Below are 16033 nucleotides of genomic sequence, written 5' to 3'. Positions count from 1 at the left end.
AATAATAAGAATTATTCTTAACTACAGGGTATTAATTACAGTTTCCAATTTCACGATTAATGACTATATCAATTTGTGTATTTGCTCACTTTTATTTAATTTTTCGAATTAAATGACCTAATACAAATTTACCTTTGATCAAAAACAATATTCTTAGTGTGGTTTTTTGTTAAACATATAAGTTGGCAATGTCATGATGGCAGGCGTGCGGTTGCTATCAATTATAAATAACAAAAAATATACCCAGAATAATTCGAGTTGTTGAACGCAGACTTATTATTTACAACACACGTCATGCAGCTTGAAGAATCACGGGAATGGTTGGCAAAATTTACTCGAGGCCCTTATGGCAAAGATAATAAATAGAGCTCTGTGCTTATTGAGTTTGATTGCAGGAATATTTCTATTTACCTCAGTTCATGCACAAACTCCAAATACAAATGATTCAACAAAAATTAATGCGCGTAACGAAACATTTGAAGCCGCTCACCCAGATCAGTACCACTCATGGAGAGCAACATCAGAGCAATCAAATCGTGAAGATGCGCTAGCAGAAGATCCCCGCTTAGTTATTCTTTGGGCTGGATACCCGTTCTCCCGTGATTACAATAAACCACGTGGTCATGCCTACGTCATTGTTGATGTTCGTGAAACGCTACGTACTGGTGCTCCAAAAGATGCACAAGATGGCCCTTTGCCGATGGCTTGCTGGAGCTGTAAAAGCCCTGATGTCGCAAGATTGATCCAGGAGCATGGCGAAGATGGCTATTTCCAAGGTAAATGGGCGAAAGGCGGCCCAGAAATAGTCAACGCATTAGGTTGTGCAGATTGTCATAAAACTGACTCCCCTGAATTTGCAAAAGGTAAGCCTGAATTAATTTTATCCCGCCCTTACGCTGAGCGTGCAATGGAAACCATTGGAAAACCATTTGATAAAGCGAGTCGCTTCGACCAGCAATCGATGGTTTGTGGGCAATGCCACGTTGAATACTATTTCTCTGGTGAAAATAAATCCGTCAAATTCCCTTGGGATAACGGAACCAAAGTCGAAGACATGGAAGTGTACTACGACAATATCGGTTTCTCTGACTGGACCAATACCTTATCAAAAGCCCCTATGCTGAAAGCTCAACATCCTGAGTATGAAACATGGAGCGCAGGTATTCATGGTAAAAATAACGTGACTTGTATTGATTGCCATATGCCTAAGCTACAGAATGAAAAAGGCGAGCTTTACACTAGCCATAAAATTGGTAATCCATTCGATAATTTCGAACAAACTTGTAGTACTTGCCACACGCAAAGTAAACAAGACCTGCAAAATATCGTTGCAGAGCGTAAAACAGCAATCCAAGAAATGAAAATCAAAGTGGAAGATCAGTTAGTTCGTGCTCACTTTGAAGCCAAAGCTGCATGGGATGCGGGCGCAACAGACAAAGAAATGGAACCTATCCTTGCTGATATTCGTCATGCTCAATGGCGCTGGGACTTATCTATTGCCTCACACGGCATTCATATGCATGCCCCAGATGAAGGGTTACGTATGTTAGGTGGTGCGATGGATAAAGCCGCTGATGCACGTACTAAACTGGCGCGTTTACTCGGTTCGAAAGGCATTACCCATGAAATCGCCATTCCTGATATCTCAACAAAAGAGAAAGCTCAGCAAGCGATTGGCCTTGATATGAATAAAATCAATGCTGAAAAAGCCGAGTTCTTAAAAACTGTCGTGCCTGAGTGGGATGCTCAAGCGCGTAAAAATGACCTGTTAGCTAAATAACCTCTACTCGCCTCTGCAAATAAAGAGACAGGGGCGATACAACCAATGGAGTGAATATGAGCGTACTACGTTCGATATTAACTGCCGGGGTGCTGGCATCAGGCTTGTTATGGGCAGTTTCAGCATCTGCGACACCTCAAATTGCAGAGGAAAATGCAGAAGGTCGTTGGGTTGTAAGCCAACAACGCAGCGCAGATAGTGCTTGCGTTGATTGCCATAAACCTGACAAAGAGGGCATGCACGGTACTCACGCCGATGTGGTCAATCCCAACAATAACTTACCCGTGACTTGTACTAACTGCCACGGTAACCCGGGACCTGATCACCGTGAAGGCGTCAAAGATGTGATGCGCTTTAACAACCCAATGTACACCGTGGAACAACAAAACAGTGTTTGTCTATCATGTCACTTACCAGAGCAATTACAAAAAGCGTTCTGGCCACATGATGTGCATGTCACTAAAGTCACTTGTGCCAGCTGCCATGACCTTCATCCAAAGCAAGACACCATGAAGGTATTGACTGAAAAAGGCAAAGTAAAAATTTGTGTAGATTGTCACTCAGATCAACGAGACAACCCCCTATTCAACCCAGCAGCCGTTGAATTGCTTAAGGAGCAGCCATGAGTTGCTCTCGTCGTCAATTCATTATTTATTCAGGAGCACTGGCGGCGGTTGGAGGGATAGCTGGCCATACTCTAGCTAACACAATGAAAATAGACGGTATTCGCTACGGCATGATCCACGATGAAGATTTGTGTATCGGCTGTACGGCATGCATGGATGCATGTCGAGAAGTCAACCACGTTCCCGAAGGCGTTTCGCGACTCACGATTATTCGTAGCGAGCCCATTGGCGAATTTCCCGATGTTAAATATCGCTTTTTTCGTCACTCTTGCCAACACTGCGAAAGCGCCCCCTGTGTCGATGTTTGCCCAACAGGTGCCTCTTTTATTGATAAAACAACCGGGATTGTGGATGTTAACCCTGATCTGTGTGTTGGTTGCCAATACTGTATTGCGGCTTGCCCTTATCGTGTTAGGTTTATTCACCCAATCAATAAAACGGCAGATAAATGTGACTTCTGCCGTAAAACTAACCTAAAAAATGGCAAGCAACCCGCCTGTGTTGAGTCATGTCCAACAAAAGCACTGGTATTTGGTAATTTGGATGATCCACAAAGTGACGTTTCTCAGATGCTAAAACAAAAGCCGACCTATCGATTCAAAATTGCGCTCGGTACGCGGCCTAAAGTTTATCGAGTTCCCTTCAAATATGGGGAGGTTAGCCAATGACAACTGCTTCTGCTTTCCATTTTGAATCTCTCGTATGGGATTGGCCAATTGCGGTATATCTATTTTTAATCGGTATCTCCGCAGGTTTAGTGGTTATTGCGGTATTACTACGCCAATATTATCCAAGCGCAGCAGGGAGCGAAAGTACCTTAATGCGCACGACGTTAATCCTTGCACCTAGCACTATCGTGATTGGATTACTGATCCTCATCCTCCATTTAACGCGTCCTTGGACGTTTTGGAAGCTGATGTTTCACTATAGTCCAACCTCAGTGATGTCGATGGGAGTGATGTTATTTCAAGTCTATATGGCAGTACTGGTTATTTGGCTGGCTAAAATTTATGAGAAAGAAATCGTCGCACTACAACAAAGATGGTTACCAAAACTAAGCATTATCCCGCGTTTACTTACTTGGTTAAATAAAGCAGTACGTGCGCTCGATATTACTATGTTAGTACTCGCTGTTTTATTAGGTGCTTATACGGGCTTTTTATTGTCAGCCTTAAAATCTTATCCATTTTTAAATAATCCATTATTACCGGCTTTATTCTTATTCTCAGGAATATCATCGGGTATCGCCGTATCATTAATTGCTATCGCAATACGCTATCGTAAAAATGTGCATAACCAAGAAACAGTATTTCTTCATCGTGTAGAAAGTTTTGTGGTTTGGTTAGAAATATTCCTATTAGCCGCCTTCTTTGTCGGCTTAGCTTTAGGCGATGACGGTAAGGTACGTTCATTAATTGCTGCTTTAGGCGGTGGTTTTTGGACAATGTGGTTTTGGATTGGCGTGGTTGGTATTGGCTTTATAATACCTTTAGCCTTAAAAAAATGGTTAAACCGTGGTCATAGTGCGTTTCGCGTAATCTTGGTCAGTGGAGCCAGTTTACTCGGGGTATTTTTACTGCGCTTTTTTGTCCTCTACGCAGGCCAATTAACCGTTGCTTAACGCATTGAATAATGAAGGTGATATTTGGAACTGATACTCCCTGAAATTGGTTTTATTAGCCTGCTATTGGCGCTATGTATCACTATTTTTCATTCATTATTTGGGTTTGTTGGTATTTTCAGGCACGTTCCGAGGCAAATGTCTCAGAACGTGCTCTGGACTTCGCTACAGTTTTTTTTCTTATTAATCGCCTTTATTTGCTTAGTTATCAGCTTTATACAAAGTGACTTCTCCGTTGTCTATGTCGCACAACATAGTCATCGATTATCCCCGCTAATAATTAAAATTGCCGCTGTCTGGGGAGGACACGAAGGCTCATTATTGTTATGGGTTATGTTTCTTTCAGGATGGAATACTCTATTGGCTTGGCGCTATCGTCAGCAAAACAATCAATTTTTCTCTCTAGCCTTAACCGTATTAGCCTTTATTACCGCCGCCTTATTAATTTTTATTGTTTTTTACTCAGACCCTTTTGTACGCTTATTTCCTCCTGCAATAGAAGGTCGTGACCTTAACCCAATGTTGCAACATTGGGGGCTTATTTTACATCCGCCATTATTATATTTAGGCTATAGCGGCTTGATAGTGGTGGCTGCATTAGTCCTAGCCGCGCTGATATCTGGCAATTTTAATCAAACTATCGCTTGGGTGTGTTGGCGATTTGCGGTACCAAGTTGGTGCATACTCACTGTCGGGATCACATTAGGCTCTTGGTGGGCTTATACTGAGTTAGGATGGGGGGGATGGTGGTTTTGGGATCCCGTTGAAAATGCCTCGTTACTGCCTTGGCTCTCTTCTACTGCCCTACTCCATAGTTTATCTGCGTCTCGAAAAGTTGGTTTATATCGCCACTGGTCGATGCTACTCGCTATTATTACCTTTATCTTGGCACTCCTAGGCACACTAATCGTACGCTCAGGTATCTTAGTTTCGGTGCACGCCTTCGCCCTTGATAATGTGCGAGCTGTCCCTTTATTTTTATTGTTTAGTTTCCTCAGTATTCTGGCACTGTTTATTTATGGTTGGCGAGCAAAAAACAATGATTCCTCAATCCACACCAATAGTCGCCGTGAGATTTATTTGTTACTCACATTGATTTTATTTTCTGTGGTTTTATTTATTGTGCTAACCGGCACTTTGTATCCAATGATCTACGCTTTACTCGGTTGGGGAAAAATCTCTGTTGGTGCCCCTTACTTTAACCAAACGCTGCTACCGTTTGGCTTAGTGATGTTACTTGTCATCACGTTAAGCTCATTTTCTATCAATAAAAAAAGTCACAATATCGTTAAACTCCGCATTATTATTATCCCACTAGCTTGTCTTGTTACAGCGCTAATGCTGTGGTCATATGGGCTGATTATTGTTCTACCCTGTATAACGTTAATCGCTATATTATTGCTACTTTGGTTACGCCCCCTAAAATCCATTTATTCGCATATCCCCGTACTGATCGCGCATACTGGCGTGATTATTTTTGCAGCAGGCATTGCGCTTTCTGTGGGTAGCAAACAAGAACTTAGCGCGAATATCTCAATTGACCAGACTATTTCATTAGCGGGATATCAATTTAATTTTCAGTCGCTCCAATTGGCTGCACAATCAAACTACACTACAGAAAAAGCCACTATTCGCATTAGTCAAAATAACCAATTTTTACATGATGTTGTTACTGAACGCCGTTTTTATACTGCTCGACAACAATTAATGATTGAGCCTGGTATTCATTGGGGAGTGATACGTAATTGGTATGCGGTATTAGGTGAAAAGACGGGAACCGATCGTTACGCGATTCGCTTCTATGTACAAGATGGTATTCAATGGATTTGGGGCGGTGCATTTTTAATGTGCTTAGGCGGATTAGTCGGTTGGTTCAGAGGGAGAAATAAAAATGTTTAAATCTATTTATATCTTCCTCTTCCTTTTCGTCACATTTACAGCTAAAGCACAAATCGTTGATACATGGCAATTCAGCTCCCCTGAACAGCAAGAATATTCTTTGCAGATTGCCTCACAGCTACGTTGCCCACAGTGTCAAAACCAAAATTTATTGGAATCGAATGCACCTACGGCAGTCAGTATGCGCCATCAAGTATTTAAGATGGTTGAAGAAGGTAAAACAGAATCACAAGTCATGACCTATATGACCGATCGCTATGGTGATTTTGTTCTGTATAACCCACCACTTAGTACAGGTACACTATTATTATGGGGGATCCCACCTACCGCATTTATATTAGTGATCTTATGGTGGTTATTTCAGGTAAAAATAAAAAATAGAAAGCTACAATGTTCTCACTCCTCATCGATTGAATCTGTAGCAATTCATTCAAACCTATTACTTGATGATCCAACAGAAATACAAACAGATCAGCAACTCCACTGGAATAAACACACTAATATTGTATTGTTTTTTATATTATTAAGCGTGATTGTTGGCTATTTTTTATTGCCTCGCTTCCACCTTACTTATAATGAATATCAGCGTATTTCCGATCCCCTATTATCGTTTACGCCATTACAGCAAGAAGAAAATGATCTCCTTCGACTACAACACGATATTCGAAAATCACCTGAAAATGGAGAGTTATGGGCAACGCTTGGTGAATACTACCTATATCAAAACAGCTTTGATAACGCGCTAATTGCTTATCAAAGAGCAATTAAATATACCGGTGAAAATGCGCAGTTATATTCCGCGATAGCTACTGTGTTTTATTATCAAGCAGGGCAACATATCACTGAGGAAACACAAGCTGTTATCAATAAAGCGCTTAGCTTGGATGAAAATGAAGTAACCGCATTAATGCTTATCGCATCAGATGCATTTATGAATGCTAACTATGATAGTGCAATTCAAATTTGGCAAAAACTACTCGATAGTAATAATCCGAGAGTTAACCGCGTACAGCTTATTGAAGCCATCCAAATGGCGACAATTATGAATAAGAGCTTAAAGTAATAATATTTTTATATTATTGACCTAAGCTATATTAAGGATTATTACTGTAGGTATTAATGCAGTTTTGATTATCACTCTAAAAACAATATCTTCCTCTTTTTATGACAACATATTTTAATGTGTAATTTTTGGTTGCTTATTGATTGACATTGTTTCCTCTCCATATAGTTATGACCACGCCTATGATAAATTGAGAGTAATAATCACAACAATATATTTATCAATGAATCTAATGTCATGAAAAATAAATTACTTTCAGTTTTAGTTGTAGGGCTCATTGCTGGCACCTCCTTTATCGGCGGCGTTCTGACTAACTACACCCCTGACTTAGACATTGTAGCTAAATCTCAAAAAGCCGTTGAGGATTTTTTAGCATTTCCTGAAACAGCCAAATATAAAAATGTGAAATATCATGAGATAAGAGAAACACTAGACCATGGTATGTTAGGTTACGTTTGTGGTGATGTTTTAATTTTCACTAACCATGATTCTGATGGATTCAAACGCTTTGTGGTAAAAACCTATCTACACAAAGATGGCCGAAATGTCGTATCAATTCCATTGATTGATAGCGCTGATGAAGAGTTTCCAAATAACGACTTTAATATCCTTTGGAATAAATACTGTAAAGCATAATTAAAATTATGCCCCACGTTTTCTTAATCAAGAAATAAAATCACTAATCCGGTAGTAATTCCTCTTAGCTTGGTATACAGTTTCCAACCTTTTTTTCAAGGTAAGCTAATTGGAGGCAAGATGTTTATTGGTTTTGACTATGGAACATCCAACTGTTCTGTCGCAATAATGAAAGATGGAAACCCAACACTATTACCTTTAGAAGGTGATCGCTTTTATATCCCATCAACCCTTTGCGCTCCAACAAGAGAATCCGTTTCTGAGCACTTATTCCGTCACTGCAATATTTCCCCCTCAGATGAAATCGGTAAACAGATACTGAGACGTTCTCTCGCTTATAACCAAGATGAAGGTATCGACTTAGCGCCTGAAGATATTGTTTTTGGCCAAGCAGCATTAGAGTTATATTTACGTGACCCTCGTGATGTCTATTACGTCAAATCGCCAAAATCCTTTCTTGGCGCATCGGGACTTCATGAAGTCCAAGTCAGCTTTTTTGAAGATTTAGTTTGTGCCATGATGGCAAATATTAAAAATAAAGCAGAAGAAAACACGCAAGAAATTATCACTGACACTGTGATTGGTAGACCCATTAACTTCCACGGTCGTGGCGGTGAGCTGGCTAATAAGCAAGCTGAATCTATTCTTATAAAAGCGGCAAAGCGTGCTGGATTCAAAAATATTGATTTTCAGTTTGAACCTGTTGCAGCCGGCCTTGAATATGAAGCAACATTAAATAAAGACCAAATAATCCTAGTAGTTGATATTGGCGGTGGTACAACCGACTGTTCATTAATTCAGATGGGGCCAAGCTACCGAAATGCAAGCGACCGTTCTGACTCATTACTTGCACATAGTGGACAGCGGGTTGGTGGAAACGACCTTGATATTTTTATTGCACTCAAACAATTAATGCACTTGTTTGGTATGGAAAGCCAATCTTTATCGGGGATAAAAATGCCATTACTGCAATTTTGGAACCCTATCGCCATCAATAACGTAGAAGCACAAAAAGATTTTTACTCGCGGCAAAATCTTACTGCATTAACACGATTAAAGCAGGAAGCAAAAGAACCTGAAAAAATAGCGCGGTTATTAGAAATCTATAATGAAACATTAGGCTACAGCATTGTTAGAAAGGCAGAAGAAGCTAAAATTGCTTTATCTGATGAGGCGAACTATTTAGCACGTATCGCACTCATCAATGAAACTTTAGAAATAGATATACAACGTGAACAAATAGTGGAAGCAATTGAATCACCAAAAAGTAAAATGATTGAACTGGTTAAAGAGGCCGTTACGCAAGGTGGCGTGAAACCTGATGCCATATTTGTCACTGGCGGTAGTGCACGATCACCAATCCTACATGAAGCTATTCAACAACAACTGCCTAATATTCCGATTGTAAAAGGCGATGATTTTGGCTCTGTCACGGCAGGCTTAGCTCGATGGGCTGAAATTTGCTTTAAATAAAACGCGTAATATTAAATAGCTAAAAAGTAATGTCAAAGTTGGATATAAAATAGTTTTTTTGATTGTATTACATAAAAGATGCCGCTAATGCGGCATCTTTTATAATTATTCTTTAACTTTATGAACGATATCGAAATACTTATTCTTATTACCTTGTTCTGGATAAATACGATAAGTATATTCTTCAGGCGTTACTGTCACATTTTCAACCACTCGGGTAAATAAGACATCGCCTTTATCATCTTTCGCAGTCAAAGAACGTGTTTTACCATCTTCACCAAATGACCAATCACCTTTCATTTTTGGCTTACCATCAAAGGTTGTCATATTAAATGTGCCATCTGGGTAATATTCGGCTAAACCAAAAAAGTTAGCAACTTGCTTATCATCAGCACTCACCGCTTTTTTATCTTGGTCTTGTGCTCCAGTTGTTTCCCATACTTTACCAACCATAATTTGTTCGTAAGTATTTAAGTTGCTTTTTACTGCTTCTTTTTGACTTTCAGTTGGTGCAGAAGCTGCCTGAATATTAAAAGACATAGTAGATACAACGGCTAACAGTGTAGGTACTAATAATTTTTTCATATTACCCTCTTGATTAATCCAAACAACATCTATGTTTCATTAAGACTAGCTAGCTAACATTAATAAGCAAAATGTTATTACGTTTATTTACAAGATAATATTTTGTTACATACAATATATAGTTGTTTATTTTACTAAAACTCTATTAAACATAAAAGAATAGATACTTAATTTCGCGATTTATTAATTAGGCTCTTAACAACTTATCAATTAACCAATAGCCCGCTTTTCCGGGTGGGTAGTTTTTTGACCAAACTAAATCAACATCTATTTTTCTAGGCCATTGGTCATAATTAAGGCTCGTCAATAAATCATGGCCGAACTGTTTTACCAACCAAGTGGGTAATATTGCCCAACCCATTCCTTGCTCAGCCATCTCTAATAACAATAAATAATTAGGGGCTAGCCAATTTTTTTCGCTATTTATAATTGTTTGTGTACTACTGCTTAATCGCAGCTGCCGCGTCATCGTTAAATGTTGATAGGCTATATTTTTTTGCTTAGCGAGAGGATGGGATTTCAATACATATAATCCTAATTCACCTTTAATTGGTAGACGGGAGAAAGTGATATCTGCGGGATACTCAATTCGAGACTCCATCATTCCAATGTGAGCTTGCTGGTTTTGCAGCATATTAATCACATCATCATTTTCAGCAATCAAAAATTCAAACTCAATATGCGGAAATTGCCCATCTAATGTTTTAAGTAAATCATCGGCGTGTGGCGGTTGATAAATATCGGAAAAAGCACAACTTAACCTTGGCTCAATGTCAGGTGACAGTTCAACTCTTAGTGCTTGTAGACGTTCATCTGCAGATAAAATATCCTCGACGAGACTTAACACTTTTTTACCTGCAAAGGTCAATGTTGATTCTCGTCCTTGCCTATCAAACAGAGGAAAACCTAAATCATCCTCAAAACCACTAATAGTACTACTCACTGTCGATTGGCTTTTATTCAATTTTCTAGCTGCCGCAGAAAATGATTTTAATGATGCGGCTTCAACAAAGGTACGCAATGTTTCTATAGAATAGTTCATGTGGTATCGGTTTTTTCGATGGCTGCCATTTTGTATATATAATAAAAATCACCAATAATTGCACCTGATTTTTACTATATTGTGAACTTGAGGTCGTTATGAGCAAAAATAAAAAAACATTAACTGAGCGTATTTTTCACGCAGTCTCTTTTGAAATGATCGCTATTGCGATAACTGCGCCGGTCAGTGCATGGCTTTTAGGACGCTCAATTTTTCAAATGGGGACGGTTGCGATTGTATTATCCACCCTCGCGATGGTATTGAATATATTTTACAACATGCTTTTTGATCGTTATTGGCCATTGTCAGGAAGATCTAGGCCAGTGAAAGTACGTATCGCTCATGCCATAGGTTTTGAATTAAGCTTTGTTATTTTAGGTGTTCCAACTCTAGCCTTACTATTAAATATGTCATTATGGAGCGCGCTCGTTTTAGAAATTGGCTTCTTTGCATTCTTCTTTTTCTATACTTATGCATTTAATCTGGCCTACGACGTATTGCGTACACGTTGGTTTACTTATAAAGAGCAACAGGCTTTAGAAGCAAAGCAAATTATTGAACGTATTTAATCTCTTTGATATTTAGTCATTATATTATCCCCTAATAGGTAGCATCATTAGGGGATTTTTTTATTGGTGGTATTTCAAACTATCAATCGGCGCCATTTCACGTTCAGTTAATCCATAATCTCTGATAACAGATGCTACACGAAGCCGATAATGTTTTAAAATTGATTGGCGTCCTTTAGCTTGAGCTAAGCGATGTAACTCAGTATTTCTCCACGCCATTACTGCATTTTTATCTTCCCAAAAAGACAGTGACAATAACTTATTATTATCACTTAAACTTTGAAATCGCTCGATAGAAATAAAGCCTTCAATGTCGGTCAGTGACTCTTTAAGTTGTTGAGCTAGAGCAAGATAGTTATCTTGCTGTCCTTCATTTGCCTGTAATTCAAAAATAACTGCGATCATTTATTTCCCCTCAATAAAAAAACCCATGATAATCTCTAAAGAGTTTATCTTTTCAATCGATTTAAAGCCAAAATGCTTTAAATACCCGCCAATTACAATTAATGCCAAAAATAACTTATCAAATAAGGCTATGCTACTTTGTTAACGTATTTTTAACTTGAGAAAAAGTAATGTCATTCCCTGATTTAAATTTGTTATTTGCACTCGACGCTCTGCTTGAAAAATCCAGTGTTAATGGTGCTGCACAAAAGCTTAATTTAAGCCCCTCAGCAATGAGTCGAACCTTATCACGTATTAGAGAAACATTAGATGATCCTATTTTAGTCCAAGCGGGACGAAAAATGGTTCCAACACCGAAAGCATTAGCGATGCAAAAAGAAGTAAAACAAGCACTTAACCAAATCACAGAGCTTCTTTCCAATGAGCGACATACTGATTTAAGTGCCATAACTCGCCGGTTTACCATTCGAGCCAATGATATTTTCCTGGCGAAATATGGCCAGCAATTATTGGAAGCTATCTCGAATGAGCTTCCTAACGCGATTCTATGCTTTACACCTGAAGAAGATTCAATTGATGTTGATGCCTTGCGCAGCGGACAAATAGATTTATACATTAGTGCTGAGCGCCAACTTGGGCCTGAAATCTGTGTTCAACCTTTATTTGACACCCATTTTGTGGGGGTTGTTCGTGATGACCACCCTATATTACAGTCAGAAATAACTTGCGAGCAATTTGTGAATTGGAAACATATTGTGATTTCTCGACGCGGAAAAACCCAAGGTCCAATGGATGAGTATTTATCACAATTTGGATTAGAGAGAAAAATTGCAATGATTGCGCCGACGGCTTTTTCAGCCATTTTTGCGATTTTAAAATCGGACTATATATTAGTTTTACCTGTACATTTAGCAGAGAATGCAATACAGAATGATATTCATATTCAATATTTTCAGCTGCCATTACCAACAGATAACATCTCAATTGTTCAGGCTTGGCATCCTCAATTCCAACAAGATGTTCCCCATCAATGGCTCAGAAGAAAAATTCGCTCGTTCAGTGAATCAAATGAATAATACCCACAGAAAGTAAATGATGAATGCAGCCAGCGCATTCATCATTTGCATAAATATCAATTTTCTCTTTAATGACAACAACCTATATTGAGGGCGTTTAATAATAGGTTATTCGTTATGTCTTATTTAATGTCGACACGCTTTTGGCGTAAAAATTTTAGTGGGTTTCATCGTATATTTCCTTCACTAACATTACACCAATGGCAAATAAATTATATTTTACGTTGTTCTATTGCCGCAGGACTTGCCTTATTTCTTGCCTATTACCTTGAGTTGCAGATGCCTTACTCTGCTGTAGCAACTGTTTTATTAGTGATTAACCCAACACACGGTGTTGTTTTAGCAAAGGGGATGTGGCGCTTTCTAGGCACAATCTTTGGTATGGTCGCCGCTTTTGTACTTGTGAGTTTATTCTCACAAAAGCCATGGCTTTTTATTATGGGTTTTGCCATTTGGATTGGACTTTGCGTAGCCGCAATGTCATTACTTCGCCATTTTCGCGCTTCTGGTGCGGTAGTCGCTGGCTATACCATTGGCTTAGCAACTTATGGTGCAATGCAACATCCAGAATTTGCATTCGACCATATATTTGGTCGTGGTGCTACTGTATTTATTGGTATTTTATGTTTAAGCATAGTGACGATATTATTTAATAAACGTCCTACAGAAAATAAATTAAAATCACAAATAGCATCTGTTAATCAGCAATTATTTGAACACCTTGCCGACCAATTTAATAATTTTGCTAGTGGTGAAAAGCAAGCTTCAAAAAATACTGAAACTTTATTGCCCACTATTTATCAATTAGATGATTTATTAGCTGTAGCAAAATCGGAGTCGTCATCCGTTGCCTATAAATCAATTTGGGTAAGACATGCAATGGCATTACTTGCTAATGCGGCTATTACACCACTACCAATGAATTTATCACAGCAAATGCATTTAAAGATTGCACAATGTTGGACAGCAATAGCTCAAGAAAAATCATTATCTGCTCAAATAAAGATATTGGATGAAATTGAAAGTATCTGTTTAGAAAACTCTCAGAAACCGGCATTAGGCTTATTAAAGCTTGTTGATGATATTCGCCAAGCGTTAAATTACTTTGCGATGCTCGATAAAAAAACGGGCTATAAAGCTGCGCGTAACGTGGTATTTATTCGTTCTTTTTCTGCTGCTTGGGAAAATGGTTCTCGTGCAGCTATTACGCTATTTTTAGCCGGTGCTTTATGGCTAATAACTGGATGGCAACATGGCGATATGATGTTATTGGTGCTTGCGCCTTATTGCTCACTATTAGCGACCGTGCCAAATCCTGTTCCCGGCTCTAAAGCGTTTTTTAGAGGAACACTCTACGCCATCCCAGCGGCCTGTTTATGTACTTTTGCCATATTACCTTTAATCAATGGTTTCCCATTATTACTGATTGTTCTTATGCTATTTTGGCTACCGGGTATTTATGCTACGAGTGTCCCTAAATATGGTTTAACTGGGCTTGCTTATCTTGTTGCCTTTACCATACTAACAGACATTAATAATCCAATTCAGTATGACTTTGAACGTTTTTTAAACTGGTCTTTAGCATGGGCTGTAGCAACATTTTTTGCTTGGATGGGGTTTTTAATTATTTTACCTAAAAATATTGTTGCGCAAAAACTAAAGTTATATCAACGAATTTTAAACAATACTGTCATTGCTTTTAATCAAAAAATTGCCTCACCTAATGTCTGGCAACAAAAACAACAGCATCGCTTAATTCTATTAGCTAATGGTCCGTTATTAACACCTGCGCTTATTTACACACAATTAGGTGTCGTCGTTATGCAATGGAAAAAACAATTATCACAGCATGACCAAAATAATATTCAATATTATTTATCTAATATTGCTCTTCGCTTAACCGATCCCAAAAAAGCGCTACTGCATATTAGAAAATTACAGCAGAATTTACTGCAAGAATATAAAGATTCACCTTCTGAATATACTAACCATTATCACTTTTCCCATGATATGGAGAACCTGCTATTACAACTTAAGGCATTAAAAACCGCCTAGATTGGAGAGTTTTATATGTTTCATGAAATTGCATTTTCGGGTGTGCTCTTGCCCCCCATTTTTGTTTCTATTTTTTTATGTTTACCTTTTTTATATGTTTTTAAAATGACACTTGCACGCTGGCATTGGCTTCAACAGCAATGGCATCCTGCACTAATTGAATTTGCATTATCTCTTATTTTTATTTCTGCTTGGGTGCTGTATGTCTAAACGTTTATTACCTCTTCGCCAGCTCGGTAAATCTTTTTTTTCGGTCGGCTGCCTAATTGCTGCTGTGTATGCCGTTTGGCTGCTATGGCAGGCTTATGAAAATACACCATGGACTCGCGATGCCAAGGTTGTTGCACAAGTTGTTCGTATTGCACCCGAGGTATCCGGCACAATCGAAGCGATCACAGTGGCAGATAATCAACTGGTTAATCAAGGCGATGAGCTATATCGTCTCGAACAATCTCGTTTCCAGTTTGCGGTTAATGAAGCACAGGCTAATTTAGCCATTGCACAACAACAATGGCAGCAAAAAAATGCTGATGCCAAACGACGTGCTAGCATCAAGCATATGCTGTCACAGGAAGAAGTTCAGCAATCTGCACGAGATGCTTCAATCGCACAATCCGCCGTGCAAAAAGCCACGATTGCATTATCTATCGCTAAATTAGATTTAGAAAAATCCATTATTAGAGCGCCTGTTACCGGCTATATCACGCATTTACGTATCCAAAAAGGTGACTATGCAACGGCAGGCAAAGCAAATTTGAGTTTAGTTAATACTGATAGCTTTATTGTTATGGGCTATTTCGAAGAAACAAAACTGAGCCAAATACACGTAAATGCCCCTGTTAATATTCGCTTAATGGCTTATTCGACACCATTAACGGGTCACATAGAAAGTATTGGTTACGGAATTACAGATGAAAACCAACAATTAGATGAGTTTGGTCTTCCTCATGTTAATCCAAGCTTTAGTTGGATAAGGCTAGCACAGCGTGTTCCTGTAAGGATTGTTTTTGACCAATTACCTAGCGATATTCATTTAACTGCGGGACTCACTGCCAGTGTTGAAGTTGAAACCGAACAGGATATTCATTCATCATTAATTGCTCGGTTATATAAGATTCTTTAACAGTTATTCCTATATCCCCTGAACCATTCAAGTTACGAGTCAACGATATTCTAATTACTTGAAATGTCATGGGTATATTT

The 16033-nt window shown here is 38.7% G+C and carries 16 protein-coding genes; 13 read left to right on the top strand and 3 right to left on the bottom strand.

All coding sequences use genetic code 11. From position 1 onward, the window contains the following. Positions 1-346 precede the first annotated feature (346 nt). The 8 genes from nrfA (at position 347) to yegD (ending at position 9098) form a co-directional block, all read left to right on the top strand. Positions 347-1780, top strand: coding sequence for an ammonia-forming nitrite reductase cytochrome c552 subunit (nrfA, locus tag M998_RS16145; RefSeq protein WP_068445835.1), 1434 nt, complete (start codon positions 347-349; stop codon positions 1778-1780). Between the two features lie 56 nt (positions 1781-1836). Beyond that, positions 1837-2406, top strand: a complete 570-nt coding sequence (nrfB, locus tag M998_RS16140) for a cytochrome c nitrite reductase pentaheme subunit (RefSeq protein WP_068909816.1) — start codon at positions 1837-1839, stop codon at positions 2404-2406. Beyond that, positions 2403-3074 (top strand): cytochrome c nitrite reductase Fe-S protein, encoded by a 672-nt coding sequence (gene nrfC, locus M998_RS16135; protein ID WP_068445840.1) that lies wholly within the window; start codon positions 2403-2405, stop codon positions 3072-3074. The genes nrfB and nrfC overlap by 4 nt, the downstream gene beginning before the upstream one ends. Then, a complete protein-coding gene (gene nrfD, locus M998_RS16130) occupies positions 3071-4027 on the top strand; it encodes a cytochrome c nitrite reductase subunit NrfD (RefSeq protein WP_068445842.1) in 957 nt (318 codons plus the stop codon). The genes nrfC and nrfD overlap by 4 nt, the downstream gene beginning before the upstream one ends. Positions 4028-4051: 24 nt before the next feature. Beyond that, complete coding sequence (locus tag M998_RS16125) at positions 4052-5926, top strand: heme lyase CcmF/NrfE family subunit (RefSeq protein ID WP_068909814.1); 1875 nt, start codon at positions 4052-4054, stop codon at positions 5924-5926. Further along, a complete protein-coding gene (gene nrfF, locus M998_RS16120) occupies positions 5919-6989 on the top strand; it encodes a heme lyase NrfEFG subunit NrfF (RefSeq protein WP_068909812.1) in 1071 nt (356 codons plus the stop codon). Before M998_RS16125 ends, nrfF begins: the two co-directional genes overlap by 8 nt. Before the next feature lie 237 nt (positions 6990-7226). Continuing rightward, positions 7227-7625, top strand: coding sequence for a hypothetical protein (locus M998_RS16115; protein WP_068909811.1), 399 nt, complete (start codon positions 7227-7229; stop codon positions 7623-7625). 120 nt (positions 7626-7745) lie between these two features. Continuing rightward, positions 7746-9098, top strand: coding sequence for a molecular chaperone (gene yegD / locus M998_RS16110; protein ID WP_068909809.1), 1353 nt, complete (start codon positions 7746-7748; stop codon positions 9096-9098). 105 nt (positions 9099-9203) lie between these two features. Here yegD and M998_RS16105 read toward each other — a convergent pair whose 3' ends face one another. Next, positions 9204-9683 (bottom strand): DUF4822 domain-containing protein, encoded by a 480-nt coding sequence (locus M998_RS16105; protein ID WP_068445853.1) that lies wholly within the window; start codon positions 9681-9683, stop codon positions 9204-9206. A gap of 187 nt (positions 9684-9870) precedes the next feature. Beyond that, positions 9871-10725 carry a LysR family transcriptional regulator gene (locus M998_RS16100; RefSeq protein ID WP_068445855.1) on the bottom strand — a complete coding sequence of 285 codons (855 nt, stop codon included), beginning with the start codon at positions 10723-10725 and terminating at the stop codon, positions 9871-9873. Between the two features lie 98 nt (positions 10726-10823). On the opposite strand from M998_RS16100, the gene M998_RS16095 reads away from it, so the two are divergent. Next, complete coding sequence (locus M998_RS16095; protein WP_068445857.1) at positions 10824-11294, top strand: multidrug/biocide efflux PACE transporter; 471 nt, start codon at positions 10824-10826, stop codon at positions 11292-11294. Between the two features lie 60 nt (positions 11295-11354). On the opposite strand, the gene M998_RS16090 is transcribed toward M998_RS16095, so the two are convergent. Continuing rightward, positions 11355-11699 (bottom strand): antibiotic biosynthesis monooxygenase family protein, encoded by a 345-nt coding sequence (locus M998_RS16090; protein ID WP_068909807.1) that lies wholly within the window; start codon positions 11697-11699, stop codon positions 11355-11357. A gap of 170 nt (positions 11700-11869) precedes the next feature. Between M998_RS16090 and M998_RS16085 the strand changes: the two genes are divergently transcribed. The 4 genes from M998_RS16085 to M998_RS16070 all read left to right on the top strand — a co-directional run bounded on the left by M998_RS16085 (position 11870) and on the right by M998_RS16070 (position 15953). Then, complete coding sequence (locus M998_RS16085) at positions 11870-12775, top strand: LysR family transcriptional regulator (RefSeq protein WP_068445861.1); 906 nt, start codon at positions 11870-11872, stop codon at positions 12773-12775. A gap of 117 nt (positions 12776-12892) precedes the next feature. Then, a complete protein-coding gene (locus M998_RS16080; protein ID WP_068909805.1) occupies positions 12893-14830 on the top strand; it encodes an FUSC family protein in 1938 nt (645 codons plus the stop codon). Positions 14831-14845: 15 nt separating this feature from the next. Continuing rightward, positions 14846-15040 carry a DUF1656 domain-containing protein gene (locus M998_RS16075; RefSeq protein ID WP_068445865.1) on the top strand — a complete coding sequence of 65 codons (195 nt, stop codon included), beginning with the start codon at positions 14846-14848 and terminating at the stop codon, positions 15038-15040. Then, positions 15033-15953, top strand: coding sequence for an efflux RND transporter periplasmic adaptor subunit (locus tag M998_RS16070; protein ID WP_068445867.1), 921 nt, complete (start codon positions 15033-15035; stop codon positions 15951-15953). The genes M998_RS16075 and M998_RS16070 overlap by 8 nt, the downstream gene beginning before the upstream one ends. Positions 15954-16033: the final 80 nt, after the last annotated feature.

Source organism: Providencia heimbachae ATCC 35613, from assembly GCF_001655055.1.
In the GTDB taxonomy this organism is placed as follows: Bacteria; Pseudomonadota; Gammaproteobacteria; order Enterobacterales; family Enterobacteriaceae; genus Providencia; species Providencia heimbachae.
This window is presented reverse-complemented; position numbering and strand designations above follow the sequence as displayed.